The following is a 21,415-nucleotide window of genomic DNA, read 5'->3' on the forward strand; positions in this document are numbered from 1 at the left end:
GCTGACCGGCTCCGGGCGCCGGAAAACCGCCGACCGGGGCCGCGGACGGCGGGCGTCGGCTACGCGTACCGGCCGCCGGCGATCAGGCGTCGATCACCGCCGCCCGGACACACAGGACGTCCGGCAGATGCGAGGCGAGCTGCTGCCAGCTGTCCCCGTCGTCCGCGCTCGCGTACAGCTCGCCGTTGCGATTGCCGAAATAGACACCCGCGGGGTCGGCATCGTCCGTGCAGAGCGCGTCGCGCAGCACCGTGCCGTAATGCGTCTCCTCGGGCAGGCCCGCCGACAGCGGCTCCCAGGTGCCGCCCGCGTCGCCGGTGCGGAACACCCGGCAGCGGTGCTCGGCGGGCACCCGGTCGGCATCGGCGTTGATCGGGAAGATGTACGCCGTGTCCGCGCGGTGCGGGTGCGCGGCCGCGGCGAAACCGAAGTCCGACGGCAGTCCCCGGCCGATGTCGGTCCAGTTGTCCCCGGAGTCGTCGCTCCGGAACACTCCCCAGTGGTTCTGGAGATAGAGCCGGTCGGGATCGACCGCGTCCCGCGCCACCTTGTGGACGCACTGGCCGAACTCCGGATCCGGGTCGGGAAGGAAGACCGCGGACACTCCCTTGTTCGACGGGGCCCAGCTCGCGCCGCCGTCCTTGGTGCGGAACACCCCGGCCGTGGAGACCGCGACGGTCACGGACCGGGCGTCCCTCGGGTCCGTCAGGATGGTGTGCAGCCCCTCACCGCCCCCGCCGGGCACCCATTGCGAACGCGTCGGGTGCTCCCACAGCGGGCGGACCAGCTCGAACGACTCCCCGCCGTCCTGCGAACGGAACAGCGCGGCGGGCTCGGTCCCCGCGTACACGACGTCGGGTGCCTCGGGGCCCGCCGGGTGCAGCTGCCACACCCGCTCCAGCGATGTCCCGGTGAACCGGGGGAACTTCACCGCCGGTTGTTGTGGTTCGACCCAGGTCCTGCCCAGATCGTCCGAATGGAAGACCGAGGGACCCCAGTGGGCGCTGTCGCCGCCGACCAGGAGCCTTGGGACCTGCCTGCGGGTGTCGATGGCGACCGAATAGACCGCCTGGGCATTGAAATGCGGGCCGTCGAACTCCCATGTGCCACCGCGCCTGCGGCCGATGAAGAGTCCCTTGCGGGTGCCCACGGTGAGCAGTACGTCGGTCATGGCCGAACCTCCCGAAACGCCGTTGTGCCGGATATCGGCAAGTCTGCACCCGACCACTGACAGCGGCCCGCAGGGCAGCCATGACACCCGGACCCTGTTGCGTCCGCGGCCGGTGCGAGTACCGTGCGGCAGGCGTGGAAAGCGCTTGCCGATCCGTAGGCGGATGCGTGTGAACCTCGCACGAACCGCGTGCGTCCACACGGCAGAGAGAACGAGGAGCAACTGTGCCGACCTTCGAAGGGCTGCCCGGCGCCGTCGCGGTGTCCCACCTGCGGGTGTACGACTGGCCCACCGCCGACGGCCTGCGCGGCGGAACGCCCCATCTCCACCTCACCTGCTCCGAGGGGTACGTGGTGGTCGGCGGCACGGGCTCGGTGCAGACCCTCACCGCGTCGGGATTCCGGCAGACGCCACTGGCACCGGGCGCGCTGGTGTGGTTCACGCCGGGCACGATCCACCGGCTCGTCAACGAGGACGGGCTGCGGATCGTCGTCCTCATGGAGAACAGCGGACTGCCGGAGGCGGGTGACGCCGTACTCACCCTGCCGCCGGACCGCCTGGCGGACCCCGATGTCTACCGGGCGTCGGTCGTCCTGCCCGTCGACGGCCCGGATGCGGAACAGGAACGGGCCGCCCGTGCCCGCCGCGATCTCGCCGTGGAGGGCTTCCTCGCCCTGCGCCGGTCCACCGAAGCGGGGGACCCCGCGCCGCTCGCCGCGTTCCACCGGGCCGCGGCCGCGCTCGTACGGCCGAGGGCCGACGACTGGCGCGGGCGCTGGCTGCGGGGAGCCGCCGCCGCTTCCGAGATCACCGGCGCCCAGCTCGACGCCGTGGCACGCGGTGACGGCGGCTACCTCGCCGACGCCTGCGTGCACGCCGAACAGCCGTCCGCGCACGGAAAGTTCGGCATGTGCGGCCGCCTGGATGTCTACCGGGGCTGATCGGTCCCGGCGTCGCCGGAGGTGGCGGAGCGGGTCAGGACCCGAGTCGTGCTGCCGTCCTCCTCCACGGTGTCCCGGACGTGCCGGAAACCGATCCGGTCCAGCAGCGCCAGTGACGCGGTGTTCCCGGCGGACACCGTGGCATGCACCTCGGTGAGTCCGAGCGCGTCGAACCCGTACCCGGTCAGGGCCTGCGCGATCTCCGTGCCGAACCCCCGCCCCCAGGCTCTGGTGGTCAGTGCGTAGACGATCTCGTGGCCGCCCACGTCCGTCGACGGCTTGATCTCCGCATGGCCGACGAACCGTCCCTCGTGCCGGACCGCCCAGACATCGAACAGATCCTGTGCGTAGACCTTGCTGAAGATCCGCCCGAACAGGGCGCGGTCCTCGGCCTCGCTCACGGTTCCTTCCCCCATCCAGCGGGACACCCGGGTGTCCTGGAAGAGCGCGACGAAGTCCTCCTCGTCGTCCGGCGTGTACGGCGCCAGGTGCAGGCGTGCGGTGTGCAGGGCAGGGGTCGTCATGGCCGGTGACGCTACGCAGACTCACGGGCGGCCCGCAACGCAATAGTCCCTGGCCGGCCGGGAGGGGCGCCCGCGTTGTCAGTGGCGGCCCGTACCGTCGGAGCCATGGAACCGACTACGTCGCCGTGGGAGCCCCGGGAGAGGGTGGAGTACGTCCAGGGGCTCGTCGGCAAGGGTGACTTGGCGGTGCTGTCACGCGCCCTGCTCCTCCCGGAGGGCGACCGGGACGACGGTTTCGGCGTGACGACCGTGCTGCGCGGCCTGCCGTTCGCCGCTCGCCTGGAACTGGCCCGGTCGTTCGCCGAGCACGTGTCCACCACGCGGGCGGGCGCCGGGGGCCGCAGGCGCGGGCTGGTGCTGCTCGCCGCCGTCTCGTACGGCTTCGCGGACGGTTCGTGGTGCGACGCCTGGGAGGCCCTGCTGCGGGACCGGGCGAGCCGGCTCTGGGCCTGCGGGACGGAGGACGACCTGTGGACCTGCGGCCACGCGCTGCTGGACGCGGGCCGGCGGTTGGACGGGGAGGTCGTCGCCCTGCTGCGCCGCTCGGCGCTCGAGGGCTCCTGGCCGCAGGAGTGCGTCGAGCCGGTGCTCGGCCGGCTCCACGGTCCGGTGCTCAATCCCGGTGACCGCTGGGCCGACCGCGTCCTCGCCGAACTGCCCGCGCTCGGGGAGCCCTGGCACGCCCTCGTGGAGCACGCCCTGCACGCGCCGATGGGGCGTTCCCACCGGAATTGGGACAGCCTCGCGCTCGCCCTCGCCGATCCGCTCGGACCCGGGCAGGTCCGGGACACGATGGCGCCCTGGATCGAGCTCGCCGCCGAGGGCGGAGGCCGCGACGACGGCGCCTACGACGCGTACAACCTGCCCGCGCTCGTGGGCCTCGCCCGGCTGCTCTCCCTGCTGCCACCGCACCCTGATTCGATCCGCGCGCTCGGCGCCCTGGTCGAGCGCCCACCTCTGAGAACTTCACTGACCGGCACGGCCGTTCGAGCCCTGGCCCGTATCCCGCACGATCTGGCCCGGACCGAGTTGCAGCGTCTGTCCGCCTGCGTGCGGCACAAGGTGACGCACCGGCAGATCTGCGAGGCGCTGGCCCCGGAGCAGCGGGTCTCGTGACGAGGCGGGCGACGGGCCGGCCGAGGACCGGCCGAGGACCGGCCGGGTGAAGGAAAGGGCAGGTCGGACGAAGGAGAGAATCCGGTCGGACGAAGAAGTGCCGGCCGGGCGAGAGGAAGCGTGGAGCGATGACGAGCGGGATCGAGGACGCCGAGGGGCGTGCGGCAAGCGTGGCGGTGAACCCGGCCGGAGCCCGGGTCGGGATCAGGATCGAGGCGCACACGTGCGAGCTGTCGCTGAACTGCACCCCCGTCCGGGCCCGGGAGCTGGCGGCGGCACTCGCCCTCGCGGCGGACGAGGCAGACAGCGCGCGGTCGGCGGAGCCCGTCACCGTCAAGGCGCGTGAACTGCGCCGGGGGGACGTACGGGACGGTGACCGGGTCATGACGGTGGACGACGTCAGGGTCGACGGTGCCACCGTCCATGTCACCTGGAGATCGGGGGCCGGGCGCAGCTGGACCCAGGGTTATGACGCGGACGCCGAGATCACGCTCCGGGTTGTACGAGAGTCTTCGTAATTTGACGAGCGTCGTAGTACGGGATGTATCGTACTAGCGATTCTTCCGTACCTGTCGAAACGGAGTCCGACGTGAGTGCCCTCTTCGAGCCCTACACCCTGCGGTCGCTCGTCATTCCCAACCGGGTCTGGATGGCGCCCATGTGCCAGTACAGCGCCGCACCGGACGGGCCCGATCAGGGCGTCGCGACCGACTGGCACTTCGCCCATCTCGCGGCGCGAGCCATCGGCGGCACCGGGCTCATCATCACCGAGGCGACGGCCGTCAGTCCCGAGGGCCGGATCAGCCCCGCCGACCTCGGCATCTGGAACGACACCCAGGTCGTCGCCCTCCGCCGGATCACGGAATTCATCAAGGGGCAGGGGTCCGTCGCCGGCATCCAGCTCGCGCACGCCGGGCGCAAGGCCTCCACGGCAGCCCCCTGGCTGGGTGGCGGGCCGGTCGGTCCCGAGGCACACGGCTGGACGCCCGTCGCCCCCAGCCCGCTGCCGTTCGACGACGGGCACCCCGTGCCGCACGAGCTGACCGTGGACGAGATCCGGGGCGTCGTCGACCGGTTCCGCGAGGCCGCGCGCCGCGCTCTCGACGCCGGGTTCGAGGTCGCCGAGGTGCACGGCGCCCACGGGTACCTCATCGGGCAGTTCCTCTCCCCGTACAGCAACCGGCGCACCGACGAGTACGGCGGCAGTTTCGAGAACCGCGCCCGCCTCGCCCTGGAGATCGTCGACGCGGTGCGTGAGGTCTGGCCGGAAGAGTTGCCCGTCCTCTTCCGGATCTCCGCGACGGACTGGCTCACGGAGAACGACGAGGACGACCGCGAGGGCTGGACCGTCGACGAGACCGTGCGGCTGGCCGGGCTGCTCCAGGCCCACGGGGTCGACCTGCTGGACGTCTCCAGCGGCGGAAACGCCCCGCGCGCCCGCATCGGGACCGGGCCGGGGTACCAGGTTCCCTTCGCCGAGCGGGTCAGGGCCGAGACCTCGCTGCCGGTGGCGGCGGTGGGCCTGATCACCGAGCCGCAGCAGGCCGAGAAGATCATCACCGAGGGGCGGGCCGATGCCGTGTTCCTCGGGCGCGAGCTGCTGCGCAGTCCGTCCTGGGCCCAGGAGGCGGCCCGCGAACTGGGTGGCGAGCTCCGCAAGCCGGAGCAGTACCTCCGCGCGGTCTGACGCCCCGTTCCGCCCCGGCCGGTCCCCGCACGGTGCGATGCGCCACGGGGTGCCGGGCCGGGGCGGCCCGCCGGGCCGGCTGCTTCGGATACGGACCCGCCGTGCGGATCTTGCCGGGGAGGGGCTTTGCCGAAGTCGGAAGCGCCGTGGTCGTCGGCGGACCGCTCCTTTCCGGCGCAGGTAGAACTACGATGAGCCTCGTATTATGAAGGGTCCGACCTGAAGGGTCCGACCTGAAGGATCCGAGCAACCCCAGGAAGTGGAGCCGACGTGACCGCCGCCAGCGCCCCTGCCGCCAGTACCGCCGAGGCGGGTGGTCGAGCGCTCGACCACCCCGCGCGGGACGAGATCCGCATCGAGGGGGTGCTCCACGCGCTCTCCGACCCGATCCGACTGCGCATCGTCCGCGAGCTGGCCGACGCCGACGCCGAACTCACCTGCTCCTGTTTCGAGCTGCCGGTCTCCAAGTCCACCTCCACGCACCACTTCCGGGTGCTGCGCGAGAGCGGGATCGTCCAGCAGATCTACCGGGGCACGGCCAAGATGAACGGGCTGCGGCGAGATGATCTGGAGGCGCTGTTCCCCGGACTCCTCGACAGAGTCCTCGACGCGGCGAACCGGCAGGTTCGGCGCGCCGGTGAGGACCGCTAGGGCCGCCCTGCCGTCGGACAGGGATTACGGGGCAGCCCTCAGCCGCGCGCTCCCCCGGCCGCCACCGGGTCGGGTGCCGGCGGGAGCCCGGCGAGCAGCAGCGGTGCGTCGTCGAGCAGTGGAGCCGGCGTCCCCCGTCAGGGCGACATGGTGCGCATCCGGTTGATCTCCACCGTCTGCTGCGCGACGACGTCGCCGGCCATCTCCTCGATCTGCACGTTGTTCCCCTCCGTGAGCACCTCGGTCGCCATCGTGATCGCCCCCTGGTGATGGGTGATCATCAATTTCAGGAAGAGCTTGTCGAAGGCCGCGCCGTCCGCCGCGCGCAACTGTTCCAGCTGTGCCGGGGTCGCCATCCCGGGCATCGCCGAGTGGTCGTGGGCGGCTTTGCGATTCGCTCCGCCGTTGTGCGTGAGCCACCCCTCCATGGCGCCGATCTCCGGCTTCTGGCCCGCGGTGATGCGCTCGGCGAGCCTCTTGACCGAGGGTGAGCCGGAACGCGACGGGGCGAGTGCGGTCAACTCCAGGGCCTGCGCGTGGTGCTGGATCATCATCTGTGCATAGCGGAAGTCGGCCGAGTTGGGGGCGTCGTTTCCGGCGGCCTGCACGGCCTCCTCGGCGGAGAGCGTCCGGGCGGGCTCGCCAGGCTTTCCCGGGGCCACCACCGAAGGCCCCCCGCCCGCCCGGGCCTTGGCGCGGCTCTCGCCGTCCCCCGCACCGCACGCGGCGAGGGCGAGAACGGCCGAAACGGCTACTGCGACGAGAACGGAGTTACGTACACACATGGTCTGACGGCGGATCAACAAGTGGGCCTCCATTGCCATATGGGGTGGTTGCCGACCGTCCTAACACGCTTCCGCACGGCAGCCGTCAGAAACTTTCATTACGTCTCTGTTGCCATCTGTTGGGATCACCATGGCAAGGACGATACTGCCGAGGTCCGTGAACCGTTCAACTACGTTCGGATGCATGGGAGGACGCAGTGATTTCGTTGCACACGAGCCCGGTGCGGCGCAGACGCCTGGGCGTGGCGACGGCAGCCGCCGGGCTGCTGGCCACGTTGCTGATGGCCGGACCGGCGGCCGCGACGCCCGACCCCGGTGACCGGGGCGGGGCCCGGACGGGCATCTCCGCCGCCGAGAAGGCCGAAACCGAGGCCGCGATCAAGAGCGGCGAGGTGCCGGGCGTGGACGAGATCGTCCACAGCTCCAACATCACTCATCTGGCCAACGTTCCGAAGGACGCGCTCAAGGGCACCAACACGGACCTGGCCTTCCAGGGGAAGTACGCCTTCGCCGGAAACTACGACGGTTTCCGGATCTTCGACATCAGCAACCCCCGGTCCCCGAGGACGGTCTCGCAGGTCCTCTGCCCCGGCTCGCAGAACGACATCTCGGTCTCGGGCGACCTGCTCTTCCTGTCCACCGACTCCTCGCGCAGCGACAACTCCTGCACCAGCACCACCCAGCCCGCCACGGAGAAGTCCTCCTGGGAGGGCATGAAGGTCTTCGACATCAGCGACAAGCGCAACCCGAAGTACGTCGCCGCCGTCGAGACCACGTGCGGATCGCACACCCACACACTGGTCCCCGAGCGCAAGAACGTGTACGTCTACGTCTCCTCGTACTCGCCGAGCGCGACGTTCCCCGACTGCCAGCCGCCGCACGACGGGATCTCCGTCATCAAGGTGCCGCGCAACGCACCCGAGAAGGCAGCGGTCGTGAACTTCCCGGTGCTCTTCCCGGACGGCGGCAACCCGGGTGCGCCGGAGAACCCGGGCGTCTCCAGGACCACCGGCTGCCACGACATCACCGTGCTGCCCTCGAAGGACCTGGCCGCGGGTGCCTGCATGGGTGACGGCCTGCTGTTCTCCATCAAGGACCCGGAGAACCCGAAGATCATCGACCGGGTGCAGGACAATGTGAACTTCGCGTTCTGGCACTCGGCGACGTTCAATCAGACGACGGACAAGGTCGTCTTCACCGATGAGCTCGGCGGCGGTGGCGCGGCCACCTGCAACGAGGAGATCGGCCCGAAGCGCGGCGCCAACGGCATCTACGACATCGTCGGCAGGGGCGACCACCGCAAGCTGGTCTTCCGCAGCTACTTCAAGATCGACCGCCCGCAGGCCGACACCGAGGTCTGCGTCGCCCACAACGGCTCGATCGTCCCGGTCAAGGGCCGGGACCTGATGGTCCAGGCCTGGTACCAGGGCGGGGTGTCGGTGTGGGACTTCACCGACTCCTCGAAGCCCAAGGAGATCGGCTACTTCGAGCGCGGCCCGGTCACCACCGACGCCGTCACCACGGCCGGCCCCTGGTCGGCGTACTACTACAACGGCTACATCTACTCCAACGACATCGCCAAAGGCTTCGACGTCCTGAAGCTCGACGACCGGCGGACCGACCCGGCGAAGCGGGTGCGTCTGGACGAGCTCAATGTGCAGACCCAGCCGGAGTACTTCGACCGCTGACCGGCCGGAACACCCAGCCGGCCGGATCCACCGCGAACGGAAGACGTCCCGCAGGGCGGATCCACCGCCCTGCGGGACAGCGAAGGGCCAAGGGCACCTTGCGACGCACCGCGTCCGACGCCGCACGCCGATCCACCAGGGATCACAGGACAGTCCTCAGGCGGCGGACCTGGCGCCGCCGCCCGTCGCCGCGGCCCACTCCACCAGCAGGCGCTGGTACTGCTCCTCGTCCTCCGGGGACAGACAGCCGCCCGAGCGCTGCCACAGGTCACGGATCTCTTTGTTCACCACGGCGGCGGTGCGCGTGGAGTCGGAGGAGCACGGAGAACGGGACATACATACAGGCTAAGGCCCCGATGTGACAATCAGACCCATTGGGCGTCAGGGACATCTCTCACATGTCTGTCAGGCAACGCCCGGCACCAGTCCGAGCGTCCGCAGTCCGTCGGGCCGCTCCGACACCGGCAGATGGTGCACGAACCGCACGTCACAGCCCAGTGCGGCGGCCCCGCCGTCCGCGTTCCGGTCGTCGCCGACCATCACCACATCCGCCGGATTCAGCCCGAGATTTGTGCAGGCCGTGTGGAAGATCCGTGCGTCCGGCTTCTGGATGCCGTACTCGCACGACAGCACATAGGCGTCGATCAGGGGGTCCAGGCCGTGCGCCCGGAAGACCGGCCGCAGGTCCCAGCCGATGTTGCTGACCACGCCGATCCGGATGCCGCGGTCGTGCAGCGCGCCGAGCACCTCCGCCGCGTCCGGATACGGCTGCCAGGCGTCCGGCGTCCGATGCCGCTCGTACAGCGCGTCGTACAGGCCCGGATCCGGCAGGGCCACCTGCCGCGCCAGCCCGGTGTACGCCTCCCGGTGCATTTCCGCACTCTCGTCACGGGTGGCGTACGCGGCGGCGAGCCGGGCGGGGACGCGCCGGGGAGGCGGGCCGCCCGGCAGTGCCCCGGCGGCCTCCAGCTCGCCCGCGTACCGTTCGAAGTCGGCCTCGTCCACCGTCACCCCCCGCTCGGCCAGGGCCGCGCGCAGCCAGGACCGGACGGACTCGATACGGAAGAGAGTTCCGGAGAAGTCGAAGAGCACACCCTTGATCTGCATGGCTGCGATCCTCCCCGGCACGGGGCGGCTCGACAAGGCCGGTCGGCCGGGGCCGGGGGAGGGAGAGGGCGGGACGCGCCGAGTCCGGCCCGGCTCAGGAACTGCCGGGCGCGCGGGACCCGCCGTGCCGCTCGTACCGGGCGAATCCGGCGATCGCGAAGGCGGCCAGGGCCACGCCCAGCAGCCAGCCGCCCAGTACGTCGCTCAGCCAGTGCACACCCAGGTAGAGGCGGGTCAGGCCCACCCCGACGACCGAGACGCACGCCACGACCAGCGCCGTCCGCCACAGCCAGGGCCCGGCGCCGTACCGGCGCAGCAGCCAGAGCAGCAGGGCGCAGCTCACCGTCGCCGTCATCGCGTGACCGGACGGGAACGCCGCGTAATGGGCAGAATCCACCGGGTCGGGCCACTGCGGCCGCTCCCGGCCGACCGCGGACTTCAGCCCCTGCTGCACCAGAGAGCCCAGCATGCTCGTCGCCGCGACCCACACCGCGAGCAGTCGCTCCCGACGCCACCACAGCGCCACCACCGCCGCCGCGATCAGGGCGCGCATGGTCCACGGATCCCAGGCCCAGTCGGTCAGGATCCGGTTGGCATGGACCAGGCCGGGTTCGGTCACCGCCCTGCGGTGCAGGGCTTCCGCGACGGTACGGTCCAGCGTCATCAGCGGTGACCAGCGCACGGCGACGAGGATCAGTACGACCAGTGCGAGAAGCGCGCAGACCGTACCCATCCCGAAAGGTGTGACACGGGAAGGCGTACGGACCGGCGGGGGGAGCTGCGTGGACGGCATGGGGCGATCTTCGCGGACGGCCGGCGGCCCTGGCTATCGCAGCGCGCTGAGTCCAGGGATGAAGGCCACCAGAACCGGAACCACCGGCACCAGCGCGGCCGCAGCGGTCAGCCGGAGCCGGCGGCCCGCGGTCAGCCGGTCCGCCGGGGTCAGCAACCGGTTCACCCGCAGCGGCAGCTGTGCGTCCGGCGCCGGGCAGGGGCCGAACACGCCCCGGTCCTCGTTGAGTTCCACCAGGGCCAGGGCGATCGTCAGCCGTCCGAAACGCTTCGACGCCACATCGTCCGCGGCCAGTTCGACCAGCCGGTGCATCTCGTCGCGGAACGCCGCGAACACCGGCACCTGCGGGAACCCGGTCGCCAGCGCTCCGGAACAGTGCAGCAGCCAGTCGTGCCGCGCGTTCGCGTGCCCCTGCTCATGGGCCAGCACCGCATCCAGCTGACGGCCCTTCAGGCGCCTGAGTGCCTTGGTGGTGATGACCAGTTGAGGCGCGGCGCCCGGCAGCCACCAGGCGTCCGGACGCTCGCCCTCCAGTACGACGAGACGGCCGCTGCCGGGCTTCTCGCCGGGCATCAGCGGGGCACGCACCAGCAGTTCGGCGCGCCGCTGCCTGCGACGCACCTGGGCCCGGTGGATCTCCCGGGTCAGCATCACCGCCGACCACAGCCCGCCGAGTGCCAGCAGCACGGCCATGGCGGCGGACCACCGCCCGTGCCCGCCCAACGCGTACGCCTCCACCACCGCGTGCGGCGCCGGGGCGAACACATGCCCACGCACCGCCTGCCAGGCGGCGGCCGCGCTGAACGTCATGGAGAGCGCGAAGGAGAGCAGCACCCCGGCCACCACGCACTGCCACACCCACAGCGCCACGACGGGCTCGCGCTCCGGCCACCGGGCCCTGGCCATCAGCCGCGGGGTCAGGACGGCGGCCAGTGCACCGAGCAGCAGCAGTGCGAGGGAGACCAACATGACATCAGCCTATGAGGGGTGCGGTACCCACGGGTATGGCTGTGCACGGCAAGTGACGCAGACCACGGTTTGACCGGCCGACCGTCTCACAGGGTGAGCAGCATCGCGAACATGGCCATCCCCATCGTCAGCCGGCAGGCGAGCGCCAGCTCGGGCCGCGTACCCCAGCCACCCACGGCGGGGCCGCCACCACCGCCCGCCGGGGCGGCGGCCACGGGTATCAGCCGGGCCCCCGACCGCAGCACGTACACCGCGTAGTAGGCGAGCAGCAGCCCGGTCAGCAGGGGGACGCCCCCGGCCGCCACCGCGGCCCCGTGGCCCGTGTGTCCGCCGTGCCCTCCGTGTGCCGCACCGCCGCCCGGTGCCATGGTCAGGGCCATGTAGACCATCGCCGAGGACCCGACGAGATGGTGCAGATGGTGTCCGCTGCGCCGGGAGAACCACAGTGCGCGCAACGAGGCGGCCCCGAACAGCGCCGCGTAGACCACCCATGCCCACGCGGGAGGTGTCACGACTGCCGCCGGCACCGCCATGGCGGCCATGCCGAAGCCCATCAGCGCCTCCGCACGCGCGGTCCTGCGCGCCTCCCCGGTCTCGCTGCGGGTACGCAGCAGGCAGTACGCGCCCGTCGTTGCGCACAACGCCATCAGGAGCCAGCCCGACATCGCCGATCCGTGCACAGCGCACCTCCCCCTGGCCGTACGACGCGGTCCCCCTGGTCGATGCCCGGCCGAGGACCGTCGTACGCGGCGCACTGAGGTACAAGGGGAGCGCGCGGCAGGAGCGTTCCTGCCGCGCGCTGTGGCTTCGTCCCTTCGTCAGCCGAGCGTGAGGGACTTGAAGGCGCGTGCCTGCTCGGTGATGGCCCGCTCCGTGGGCAGCCGTTCCATGGAGGAGGCGCCGAAGAAGCCGGCGATCCCGGTGGTGTGCTCCAGGACGTAGCGGGCGTCCTCCGGTTCGGCGATCGGGCCGCCGTGGCAGAGCACGATGATGTCCGGATTGACGCGCTTGGCGGCGTCGTGCATCTCCTGCACGGCGGTGGCGGCCTGATCGAGCGTGAGTGCGGTCGAGGCGCCGATGGACCCCTTGGTGGTCAGCCCGACGTGCGGTACCAGGACATCGGCACCCGCCCGTGCCATCTCGGCGGCCTGCTCCGGTTCGAAGACATAGGGCGCGGTGAGCAGATCGCGCTCGTGGGCCTGGCGGATCATGTCGATCTCCAGACCGAAGCCCATGCCGGTCTCCTCGAGGTTCTCGCGGAACCTGCCGTCGTAGAGCCCGACAGTGGGGAAGTTCTGCACGCCGGTGAAGCCGATGGCCTTCAGCTGGTCGAGGAAGTTGCCCATGATCCGGAACGGGTCGGTGCCGCACACCCCGGCGAGCACGGGGACGTCCCGCACCACGGGCAGGACCTCGCCCGCCATGTCGAGCACGATGGCGTTGGCGTCGCCGTACGGCAGCAGGCCCGCCAGCGAGCCCCGGCCGGCCATCCGGTAGCGGCCGGAGTTGTAGATGATCAGCAGGTCGACGCCGCCGGCCTCCGCGCACTTGGCGGACAGGCCGGTGCCTGCGCCCGCACCTATGACGGCCTTGCCTGCTGCGACTTGCTCGGTCAGGCGGGACAGGGCCTGATTGCGGTTCAAGGATGGACTCCTGGTTCGATCGGTGGGTTTCTCGCTGCCGGGACGTGCGGAGGCGAGGCTCAGACGTGCGGGTGCGAACGTTCCCGGGTGCTGATCAGCTGGTGGAGATGGTCGGCGGCGGCGACGCCGAACGAGGTGTCGTTGAGATGGGCGCTGATCTCGCGCAGATCGACGGCGCTGCCCCGCAGGGCGGTGCGCAGGGCGGCCAGCCCGGCCGCGTCGGCCTCCGGATCGTGGAACGGCCCGCCCGGGGCGTCCACCGCGGAGACACCGCCCAGCGGCCAGAGGACCGCAGTCGGGCCGTGCGCCGAGGCCAGTTTGTCCCCCATGGAGGCGCCGAGTCCGGCCATCTCCCCGGCCGTGGTGCGCATCAGGGTGACGGTGGGGTTGTGCACGAGCAGGTGGCGATCGGCGAACCGTTCCGGCACGGTGTCGGCGGGTCCGAAGTTGACCATGTCCAGTGCACCTGGCGCGACCACCTGCGGCACGCCGGCCCGGCCCGCCGCGGTGAGCCGGTCGGGGCCGGCGCTCAGCACGCCGCCGACGAGCTCGTCCGCGAGCTCGGTGGTGGTCAGGTCCAGGACACCTGCGAGGAACCCGCCCGAGGCAAGCTTCTCCAGCGCCCGGCCGCCCGCGCCGGTGGCGTGGAAGACCAGGACCTCGTAACCCAGCTCGTCCAGCCGCCGGCGGGCGGCGTCGACCGCGGGCGTGGTGACGCCGAACATGCTGGCGCCGATCAGCGGTCGCCCCTGGGGCTGCGACTCGTTCAGGCTCCGCTCGTGGTGGATGGCCATGCCGGCCACCGCCGCCACCGCGTTGCCCATGATCTGCGAGGACACGGAGTTGATGCCCGCCACGTCGACCACGCTGTACATCATGGTGATGTCGCTGCTGCCCACGTACGGCGCCACATCCCCGCTGGCCATGGTGGACACCAGCACCTTCGGAACGCCGATCGGGAGCGCCTGCATGGCACGCGCGGCGATGAACGACCCACCGCTTCCGGCCACCGCCAGCACCGCGTGCAGCTGCCCCTCGCGGTGCAGATCACCGACGATCCGCTCGACCCCGTCGGCCATGGCGGACACCGCCGCACCGCGGTCTCCGTTGGCACGCAGCGCCTCCAGACCGTGCCCGGCACGGCGCGCGACGGCCGCCGCGTCGATGTCACCGGTGACCGTGCCCGCGGGCGAAGGCATTACTCCGCCATCGACGAGCACCACGTCGCAGCCCGCTTCGCGAAGCCGCGCCGCGAGCCACTCGTACTCCGCCCCCTTGGTGTCCAATGTCCCGACGAGCACCACGGTCGCCATGTTCTGCTCCTTTGCAACGGCGTTCTCCCGATCATGTGCGAGCCACCGGAGGGCGGCAAAGACCACTTGAGGGCAATTGGCCTGCGGCGGGCGATGATGAGTGCATGGACCGCATTCCTCCCACCCGGCTGTCCCGTCTGCTGACCGGGTGGTCCAAGGACGGCACGGGTGCGATGCCGAGGCTGCTGGCCGAGGCGCTGCGCGAGCTGGCGCAGCGCGGAGACGTGGCGCCGGGCACGGTGCTGCCCTCCCAGCGCGCCCTGGCGGCGGCGCTGGGCGTCAGCCGCTCCACGGTGACGGCCGCGTACGGACTGCTGGAGGCCGAGGGGTGGCTGGAGAGCCGGCAGGGCAGCGGCTCCCGGCTGCGGGGTTCCGGCGCGGTGGGCGAGCCGGTGACCGAGGGACGGCTGGCCAGCTTCGGGACCAGGGAAGGCGGCATCGACCTGTCCAGCGGCGCGCTGGATGGCCTGCCCGCGGTCGCGGCGGCGGTCGGTGACCTTTCCGCCGCCGACCTCACCGCGGCGCTGGCCGGCGACGGATACCTCCCGTACGGGCTGCCCGAGCTCCGCGAGGGGATCGCCGAGTACCACCGGTCCGCGGGCCTGCCGACCACTGCGGAACAGATCCTGGTGACCGCCGGATCCCAGCAGGCCGTCTGGCTGATCACCCAGGGCCTGGTCGAGCCCGGTGACACGGTGATCGTGGAGGACCCCACCTACCGCGGCGCGCTCGAAGCACTGCGCGGACGCGGCGCCCGGCTCGTCCCGCTGCCCGCGGACGGGGCGCACGGCGCCCGCACACTGGCACGGCTGGCCGGCCATGTCCGGCCCCGCCTCGTCTATCTGCAGCCGTCCGTCCACAACCCCACCGGACGCGGCATGGACGAGCCCACCCGCCGCGCCTGGGCCGCCGTACTGGCCGAACAGGGCCTGTACGTCGTGGAGGACAACGCCTACGCCGAGCTTTCCCTGCTCGACGACGCCGCGCCCCGCTCCCTGGCCGGCCTGCTGCCGCCCGCCGCCACGGCCACCGTGGGCACGCTGTCCAAGCTCTTCTGGGGCGGGCTCCGACTGGGCTGGATCCGGGCCTCCACCACGGTGATCCATCGTCTGGCCGACATCAAGAAGTCCGTCGACCTGTCGTGCCCGGTGGTGGACCAGATGCTGGCCGTGAAGCTGCTGGGTCAACTGCCCGAGGCCCGCGCCCGACGCCGCTCCCGGCTGCGTGAACGTCTGGCGGAGACCGAACAACTGCTGCGCGGGCAGCGGACCGGCTGGCGGTGGGAACGACCCGCCGGTGGCTCCGCCCTCTGGGTGGAGATCCCTGGCGCCGACGCCGAAGCCACCGCCCAGCTGGCCCGCCGCGCGGGCGTACTGATCGTCCCCGGCCCGGCCTTCTCCGCCGTGGACGGCTTCCGCCACCATGTGCGACTTCCGTTCGCCGATGACGACGGCGGTCTGGCGAAGGCCCTGCCCGTGCTCCTCGACTGCGCGCGGCGGAGCCGCACCCAGCACTGACGGCGCCACCACCCGGCTCAGGGGCGATAGCGCAGCGGATGGTCCGCCGGTACCTCCACCATCACGATCCGGTGCCCGTCCGGATCGCGGATCCACATCTCGATCAGCCCCCACGGCTCGCGCACCGGCTCCCGCAGCACCTCGACGCCGCGGGCCGACAACTCCTCGTGCGCCCCCCGCACGTCCGCGACCTGCATCCACAGTTCGAGGCCGGGCACCGGCGGCTCTGCGGCGCGTCCGGAAACCTCCAGGAAGCCCCCGCCGAGGAAGTAGACCGTGCCCCGCTCGGGGCCGGTGCCGAACTCCCGGTAGACGGGCAGCCCGAGCGACTGCCCGTAGAAGACGCGGGACCGTTCGGGATCGGCCGGGTGCAACAGGGTCCGGCTGCTCAGCACATGAACCATGCGCCGACTCTAGGGTCTTTCGTTTGGATCAGGCCGGATCATCAGGGAGCGGGGTCTGGTGCGTGCGATCGCAGGGCGGAGGAGGGAGTCAGGGCGGAGGAGGGAGTCAGGGCGGAGTCCTGGCGACCGACGACAGCGCGGAGGGGGTCCCCCTGGCCCTTGAGGCCTTGGGGGAGTGCGTGCCGGACCCCGCGACCCCGGCATGATCCAAACGAGAGGCCCTAGGTCCGCCACACCCGCGTTACGCTGCTCCGGCACGGCCACAGCACAGAAACGGAGAGCCACCCCGATGGACACCGCCCCCGCCCAGGACCCGGGACAGCTGACCTTCCGCGACGCGGCCGACGCCGATGTGCCCGCACTGGTGACACTGATCGAGTCGGCGTACCGCGGCGACTCCAGCCGGTCCGGCTGGACCACCGAGGCGGACATCCTGCAGGGGCAGCGGACGGACCCGGACGGTGTGCGACAGGTCCTCCAAGCACCCGGCAGCCGGCTGCTGGTGGTGGAGCGCGACGGCGGGCTCGTCGCCTGCTGCCAGCTCGAACACCGGGGCGACGCCGCCTACTTCGGGATGTTCGCGGTCCGACCCGGACTGCAGGGGGCGGGGCTCGGCAAGGTGATCATCGCCGAGGCCGAGCGCACCGTCCGGGAGAGCTGGGGCGTGAGTGAGATGCACATGACCGTGATCTCGGTGCGCGATGAGCTGATCGCCTGGTACGAGCGGCGCGGCTACCGCCGTACGGGAAAGCTCAGCCCGTTCCCGTACGGCGACGAGCGCTTCGGCATTCCGCAGCGCGACGATCTCGCCTTCGAGCTGCTGGTCAAGAACCTCGTCTGACCGGGGCCGCGATCAGGCGGTGAAGCGGCCTGCGCGGCGGATCTCCGGGTAGTCGGTGGTCGCGCCGTCCAGCCGCAGGGCGCGTGCCAGCCGCAGATGGTCCTGGGTGTTCACCACCCAGCCGATGACCTTCAGCCCCTCGGCGCGCGCCTGTTCGGCCACCTCCAGGGTGAGACGGCGGATGTCCAGCGCGAGCGTCGTCGCCCCCACCGCCTTCGCCCGGTCCACCACATCGCCTCGCCAGCGGCTCGCGATGAGCACGGTCCGTACGCCCGGCACCAGCCGGGCGATCTCGGCCACCGCCTCGTCGTGGAACGAGGACACCTCGACCCGGTCGACCAGATCGCGGCGCAGCATCACTTCGGCCAGCGCGCGGGCCGCCGCCGCATCCTTGATCTCGGCCTGCACGGGCGACCGCACGGCGTCCAGCACCTCCTCGAAGACCGGCACCCGCTCGCCCAGCCCGGCATCGAGTTCACGCAGTTCGGACAGGGTCTTCTCGTTGATCGGCCCCCTGCCGTCCGTCGTACGGTCCACATCGGCGTCATGCATGACGGCCAGTGCGCCGTCCTTGCTCAGGTGAAGGTCCAGCTCGATCGCGTCCATTCCGGCCCGTTCCGCGTGGACGAAGGAGCGCAGGGTGTTCTCCGGCTCGACACCCATCACTCCGCGATGGCCGATGGTGAGAAAAGACAAGGCAACCCGCTTCCGTCGACGGCGTCTCCCCCGTGCGGTTCCTACCCACGAGGCGCTGCGGCATACGGCGATCCGGCAGCCTGACCCTACTGGGGGAGCGGGAAGGGGCGGACACCCGAGGTGCATGCCCGGCCGACGGAAGTGGCCGCCGGAAACGTTCAGTGCAGGAAGAATCGCGGTGACCATGGGGAGCGGCAGGATAATTTTCTGGACCCCACTTGTCTCAAAGAACCGCACATGGATACGGTTGCTTAACGCGAGGTTCTCCTGTGGAGGAAGTGTTATGACGGAAATTCTTGTGCAGGACGCTGCTGCGGGCGGCATAGCCACGGATCGGAGGGTGGTCGATCATCCCGCCTGGCCCGCGCTCAAGAATGCCGTGGAGGAGATCCGCCCCTGGCAGTCGAAGGACGGTTCCATCGACCTCGAGGCCGAGGGCGCGCCGTCCCCGGAGGCCGTGCGGTCGACGCTGGACCGTGTGATCACCGCGGTCGAGGAGCTCTCCCCGCTGCTGCCGCACGACGCCGCGTACCATCGCGCCCTCGCCGCGGACCTGCGCCGCTGGGCCACCAACGGCTTCGGCGTACCGGACTTCCTGGACTCGCTGCTCGCCTTCCAGCCGGCCAAGGACCGCACCGACGGGCTCCAGCACCTGGTCGTCTTCGCGATGTACACGCAGAACGGCAACCCGGACCGCAACCTCGAAGCGGTCGTGCTGCGGATGGTCTGGCCCGAGTGGCTGGCCGAGCTCGAAGCGACCCGGTACGACAACCCGCTGTTCTGCGGCATCACCTTCGAGGACTTCACCTCGGGTTACGACACCAACTCCGCCGTGCTCTTCCCGGAGACCATCGCCGTGCGCGAGGCCCCCGAACGCTTCAGCTGGGGCGGCATCTTCTGCGACCGTGAGGCGGCCCGCTTCCGCCGGGTCACCGAGGCGTCGGTCGAGCTGCTCGGCGTCGAGCTGCCCGAGGACATCCGGGAGATGGTCGCCGACCAGCAGCGCTGCGAGCAGGCCTTCGTGCTCTGGGACATGGTCCACGACCGGACGCACAGCCACGGCGACCTGCCCTTCGACCCCTTCATGATCAAGCAGCGCCAGCCGTTCTGGATGTACGGCCTGGAGGAGCTGCGCTGCGACCTCACCGCCTTCAAGGAGGCCGTGAAACTGGAGGCCGAGGGCAACGCGCACGGCCGCGACGTCCAGTACGCGGTCCTCTTCGACCGGATGTTCCGCTTCCCCGTCACCGGCGAGCGCGTCCGTAACTACGACGGCCTCGGCGGCCAACTGCTCTTCGCGTACCTCCACAAGCACGATGTGGTCCGCTGGACCGACAACACGCTGAAGATCGACTGGGACCGCGCCCCGCAGATCACCAACCAGCTCTGCGCCGAGATCGAGAAGCTCTACCGCGACGGCATCGACCGCCCCAAGCTGGTCCACTGGTTCGCCGCGTACGACCTGGTCTCGACCTACCTCGCCCCGCACCCGGGCTCCCGCTGGGCCAAGGGTCCGGACGCGCTGGACCTGTCGCAGCCGCCGCGTAAGCTCGTCGACGATGTGCTTCCTGACGAGTTTCCCCTGAGCATGTTCTATGAGGCGCTCTCCAAGAAGCTGAAGAACGTGATCGCCTCGACCAAGGGGATCACCGCTGCGGATGCCGAGCGGGCAGCCGCGTGAGCGCCGGGTCTGAGGAGGCGGTGGCCATGAACGGAAACGGCAGGGGCAACGGGAGCGGTGCTCTCGAAGGTGCCGTGGTCGCGGTGGCCGGGGCCGCGGGCCCGGCAGGGCGGGCCACACTGATGAGGCTCGCCGAGGCCGGTGCGACGGTCGTCGCCTCCGACGCGGACGCCGCCCGCCTGGCCGAGGCGGTCGACGCCGCGCGCTACGCCCACGGCGGCGCCACTGTCACCGGCGACACGGTCGATCTGCTGGACCTCGGTGCCGCCCGTGAATGGGCGGACAAGACCGAGAAGGAATTCGGCCGGATCGACGGCCTGGTCCACCTCGTCGGCGGCTGGCGCGGCAGCGCGAGCTTCGCCGAGACCGACCTCGCCGACTGGAACCTGCTGGAGAAGCTGCTGATCCGTACGGTCCAGCACACCTCGCTGGCCTTCCAGGAGGGTCTCCAGCGCAGCGACCGGGGTCGCTATGTGCTGATCAGCGCGGCCGGGGCGAGCAAGCCCACCGCGGGAAACGCGGCCTACGCCGCGTCGAAGGCGGCCGCCGAGGCCTGGACGCTCGCGCTCGCGGACGCGTTCCGCAAGGCGGGGGGCGACGAAGGGCCGAGGACCGCGGCTGCGATCCTGATCGTCAAGGCACTGGTGCACGACGCGATGCGCGCCGAGCGCCCCAATGCGAAGTTCGCGGGCTTCACCGACGTCAAGGAGCTGGCCGATGCCATCGCCGGCGTCTGGGACCGTCCCGCCCCGGAAGTGAACGGAAAGCGCCTGTGGCTGACCCCACAACCGTAAGGACCGACGCGCGGCGCCACCACGACCCGCAGATCCGCGGTTTCGCCAGCGACAACTACGCGGGCACGCACCCGGAGATCCTCGCGGCCCTCGCCCTCGCCAACGGCGGTCACCAGATCGCCTACGGCGAGGACGAGTACACCGAGCACCTCCAGCGCGTCATGCACAGTCACTTCGGCCCCACCGCCGAAGCCTTCCCCGTCTTCAACGGAACCGGCGCCAACGTCGTCTCCCTCCAGGCGATGACGGACCGCTGGGGCGCGGTCATCTGCGCCGAGTCCGCCCACATCAACGTGGACGAGGGCGGTGCCCCGGAGCGGGTGGGCGGCCTGAAGCTGCTCACCGTGCCCACCCCGGACGGCAAGCTCACCCCCGAGCTCATCGACCGGCAGGCATACGGGTGGGACGACGAGCACCGTGCCATGCCGCAGGTCGTCTCGATCACCCAGAACACCGAGCTGGGCACGGTCTACACACCCGACGAGATCCGCGCCATCTGTGAACACGCCCACGGACACGGCATGAAGGTCCATCTGGACGGGGCCCGGATAGCCAACGCCGCGGCGTCGCTGGACGTGCCGATGCGTACGTTCACCAACACCGTCGGCGTCGATGTGCTGTCCTTCGGCGGTACGAAGAACGGGGCGATCTTCGGCGAGGCCGTGGTCGTGCTGAACCCGGACGCCGTCCGCGCCATGAAGCACCTGCGCAAGCTGTCGATGCAGCTCGCGTCGAAGATGCGCTTCGTCTCCGTACAGCTGGAGGCGCTGCTCGCCGGTGACCTCTGGCTGCGCAACGCCCGGCACGCCAACGCGATGGCCCAGCGGCTCGCCGATGGCGTTCGGACGGTGGACGGGGTGGAGATCCTTCACCCCGTCCAGGCCAACGCAGTCTTCGCCCGGCTGCCCCACGAGGTGAGCGAGCGGCTGCAGAAGCGCTTCCGCTTCTACTTCTGGGACGAGGCGGCCGGCGATGTCCGCTGGATGTGTGCCTTCGACACGAGGGAGGACGACGTCGACGCGTTCGTCCTCGCCCTGAAGGAAGAGATGGCGAAGTAGCCAGAACCCAATAGCTGCTGAATGGGTATGCGGCCG

Annotated in this window: 23 protein-coding genes; 11 read left to right on the forward strand and 12 right to left on the reverse strand. The window is 70.9% G+C overall.

What is annotated here, in order from left to right; translation table 11 throughout:
• Positions 1-82 precede the first annotated feature (82 nt).
• The gene (locus OHA19_RS35915; protein WP_405709427.1) at positions 83-1,171 is read right to left on the reverse strand and encodes a WD40/YVTN/BNR-like repeat-containing protein; all 1,089 of its coding nucleotides are present in this window, start codon (positions 1,169-1,171) and stop codon (positions 83-85) included.
• A 224-nt stretch (positions 1,172-1,395) separates the two neighbouring features.
• Here OHA19_RS35915 and OHA19_RS35920 point away from each other — a divergent pair, with 224 nt between their 5' ends.
• Complete coding sequence (locus tag OHA19_RS35920) at positions 1,396-2,112, forward strand: cupin domain-containing protein (RefSeq protein ID WP_405752947.1); 717 nt, start codon at positions 1,396-1,398, stop codon at positions 2,110-2,112.
• Here the strand turns inward: OHA19_RS35920 and OHA19_RS35925 are convergent.
• Positions 2,100-2,636: a GNAT family N-acetyltransferase gene (locus tag OHA19_RS35925; RefSeq protein ID WP_405752950.1), complete on the reverse strand. Its 537-nt coding sequence runs from the start codon at positions 2,634-2,636 to the stop codon at positions 2,100-2,102. The genes OHA19_RS35920 and OHA19_RS35925 overlap by 13 nt on opposite strands.
• A gap of 105 nt (positions 2,637-2,741) precedes the next feature.
• Here OHA19_RS35925 and OHA19_RS35930 point away from each other — a divergent pair, with 105 nt between their 5' ends.
• From OHA19_RS35930 to OHA19_RS35945, 4 genes are all read left to right on the forward strand, one after another.
• Positions 2,742-3,752: a hypothetical protein gene (locus OHA19_RS35930; protein ID WP_405709417.1), complete on the forward strand. Its 1,011-nt coding sequence runs from the start codon at positions 2,742-2,744 to the stop codon at positions 3,750-3,752.
• 128 nt (positions 3,753-3,880) lie between these two features.
• Positions 3,881-4,270, forward strand: a complete 390-nt coding sequence (locus OHA19_RS35935) for a hypothetical protein (protein WP_405709414.1) — start codon at positions 3,881-3,883, stop codon at positions 4,268-4,270.
• Between the two features lie 71 nt (positions 4,271-4,341).
• Complete coding sequence (locus tag OHA19_RS35940) at positions 4,342-5,439, forward strand: NADH:flavin oxidoreductase/NADH oxidase (protein WP_405709411.1); 1,098 nt, start codon at positions 4,342-4,344, stop codon at positions 5,437-5,439.
• Between the two features lie 270 nt (positions 5,440-5,709).
• Positions 5,710-6,090 (forward strand): ArsR/SmtB family transcription factor, encoded by a 381-nt coding sequence (locus OHA19_RS35945; protein ID WP_405709409.1) that lies wholly within the window; start codon positions 5,710-5,712, stop codon positions 6,088-6,090.
• Positions 6,091-6,227: 137 nt separating this feature from the next.
• Here the strand turns inward: OHA19_RS35945 and OHA19_RS35950 are convergent, their stop codons facing one another.
• Positions 6,228-6,914, reverse strand: coding sequence for a DUF305 domain-containing protein (locus tag OHA19_RS35950; protein ID WP_405709406.1), 687 nt, complete (start codon positions 6,912-6,914; stop codon positions 6,228-6,230).
• A 158-nt stretch (positions 6,915-7,072) separates the two neighbouring features.
• On the opposite strand from OHA19_RS35950, the gene OHA19_RS35955 reads away from it, so the two are divergent.
• The gene (locus tag OHA19_RS35955) at positions 7,073-8,563 is read left to right on the forward strand and encodes an LVIVD repeat-containing protein (RefSeq protein ID WP_405709403.1); all 1,491 of its coding nucleotides are present in this window, start codon (positions 7,073-7,075) and stop codon (positions 8,561-8,563) included.
• Positions 8,564-8,719: 156 nt separating this feature from the next.
• On the opposite strand, the gene OHA19_RS35960 is transcribed toward OHA19_RS35955, so the two are convergent.
• The 7 genes from OHA19_RS35960 to OHA19_RS35990 all read right to left on the reverse strand — a co-directional run bounded on the left by OHA19_RS35960 (position 8,720) and on the right by OHA19_RS35990 (position 14,388).
• On the reverse strand, positions 8,720-8,899 hold the full coding sequence (locus OHA19_RS35960; protein WP_405709400.1) for a hypothetical protein: 180 nt from the start codon (positions 8,897-8,899) through the stop codon (positions 8,720-8,722).
• A gap of 69 nt (positions 8,900-8,968) precedes the next feature.
• Positions 8,969-9,670 carry an HAD family hydrolase gene (locus OHA19_RS35965; RefSeq protein WP_405709397.1) on the reverse strand — a complete coding sequence of 234 codons (702 nt, stop codon included), beginning with the start codon at positions 9,668-9,670 and terminating at the stop codon, positions 8,969-8,971.
• A gap of 94 nt (positions 9,671-9,764) precedes the next feature.
• A complete protein-coding gene (locus tag OHA19_RS35970) occupies positions 9,765-10,463 on the reverse strand; it encodes a phosphatase PAP2 family protein (protein WP_405709395.1) in 699 nt (232 codons plus the stop codon).
• Between the two features lie 33 nt (positions 10,464-10,496).
• Entirely contained in the window at positions 10,497-11,432 is a 936-nt protein-coding gene (locus tag OHA19_RS35975; RefSeq protein WP_405709392.1) for a M56 family metallopeptidase, read from the reverse strand.
• Between the two features lie 86 nt (positions 11,433-11,518).
• Complete coding sequence (locus OHA19_RS35980) at positions 11,519-12,112, reverse strand: DUF5134 domain-containing protein (protein WP_405709389.1); 594 nt, start codon at positions 12,110-12,112, stop codon at positions 11,519-11,521.
• A 138-nt stretch (positions 12,113-12,250) separates the two neighbouring features.
• Complete coding sequence (locus OHA19_RS35985) at positions 12,251-13,075, reverse strand: phosphoenolpyruvate hydrolase family protein (RefSeq protein ID WP_405709386.1); 825 nt, start codon at positions 13,073-13,075, stop codon at positions 12,251-12,253.
• A 59-nt stretch (positions 13,076-13,134) separates the two neighbouring features.
• Complete coding sequence (locus OHA19_RS35990) at positions 13,135-14,388, reverse strand: Tm-1-like ATP-binding domain-containing protein (RefSeq protein WP_405709384.1); 1,254 nt, start codon at positions 14,386-14,388, stop codon at positions 13,135-13,137.
• Positions 14,389-14,492: 104 nt separating this feature from the next.
• Here OHA19_RS35990 and OHA19_RS35995 point away from each other — a divergent pair, with 104 nt between their 5' ends.
• Positions 14,493-15,905: a PLP-dependent aminotransferase family protein gene (locus OHA19_RS35995; protein ID WP_405709381.1), complete on the forward strand. Its 1,413-nt coding sequence runs from the start codon at positions 14,493-14,495 to the stop codon at positions 15,903-15,905.
• 17 nt (positions 15,906-15,922) lie between these two features.
• Here the strand turns inward: OHA19_RS35995 and OHA19_RS36000 are convergent, their stop codons facing one another.
• Entirely contained in the window at positions 15,923-16,309 is a 387-nt protein-coding gene (locus tag OHA19_RS36000; RefSeq protein WP_405709378.1) for a VOC family protein, read from the reverse strand.
• 289 nt (positions 16,310-16,598) lie between these two features.
• Here OHA19_RS36000 and OHA19_RS36005 point away from each other — a divergent pair, with 289 nt between their 5' ends.
• On the forward strand, positions 16,599-17,150 hold the full coding sequence (locus OHA19_RS36005) for a GNAT family N-acetyltransferase (protein WP_405709374.1): 552 nt from the start codon (positions 16,599-16,601) through the stop codon (positions 17,148-17,150).
• A gap of 12 nt (positions 17,151-17,162) precedes the next feature.
• On the opposite strand, the gene OHA19_RS36010 is transcribed toward OHA19_RS36005, so the two are convergent.
• Entirely contained in the window at positions 17,163-17,846 is a 684-nt protein-coding gene (locus OHA19_RS36010; RefSeq protein WP_405752953.1) for a glycerophosphodiester phosphodiesterase, read from the reverse strand.
• A gap of 283 nt (positions 17,847-18,129) precedes the next feature.
• On the opposite strand from OHA19_RS36010, the gene OHA19_RS36015 reads away from it, so the two are divergent.
• The 3 genes from OHA19_RS36015 to OHA19_RS36025 are packed head-to-tail and all read left to right on the forward strand — an operon-like array spanning position 18,130 to position 21,379.
• A complete protein-coding gene (locus tag OHA19_RS36015) occupies positions 18,130-19,527 on the forward strand; it encodes a DUF6421 family protein (protein WP_405752956.1) in 1,398 nt (465 codons plus the stop codon).
• Positions 19,528-19,553: 26 nt separating this feature from the next.
• A complete protein-coding gene (locus OHA19_RS36020; RefSeq protein ID WP_351253538.1) occupies positions 19,554-20,321 on the forward strand; it encodes an SDR family NAD(P)-dependent oxidoreductase in 768 nt (255 codons plus the stop codon).
• Positions 20,300-21,379, forward strand: coding sequence for a threonine aldolase family protein (locus OHA19_RS36025; RefSeq protein WP_405709364.1), 1,080 nt, complete (start codon positions 20,300-20,302; stop codon positions 21,377-21,379). The genes OHA19_RS36020 and OHA19_RS36025 overlap by 22 nt, the downstream gene beginning before the upstream one ends.
• Positions 21,380-21,415: the final 36 nt, after the last annotated feature.

Source organism: Streptomyces sp. NBC_00012 (genome assembly GCF_045040875.1).
Classification (GTDB): Bacteria; Actinomycetota; Actinomycetes; order Streptomycetales; family Streptomycetaceae; genus Streptomyces.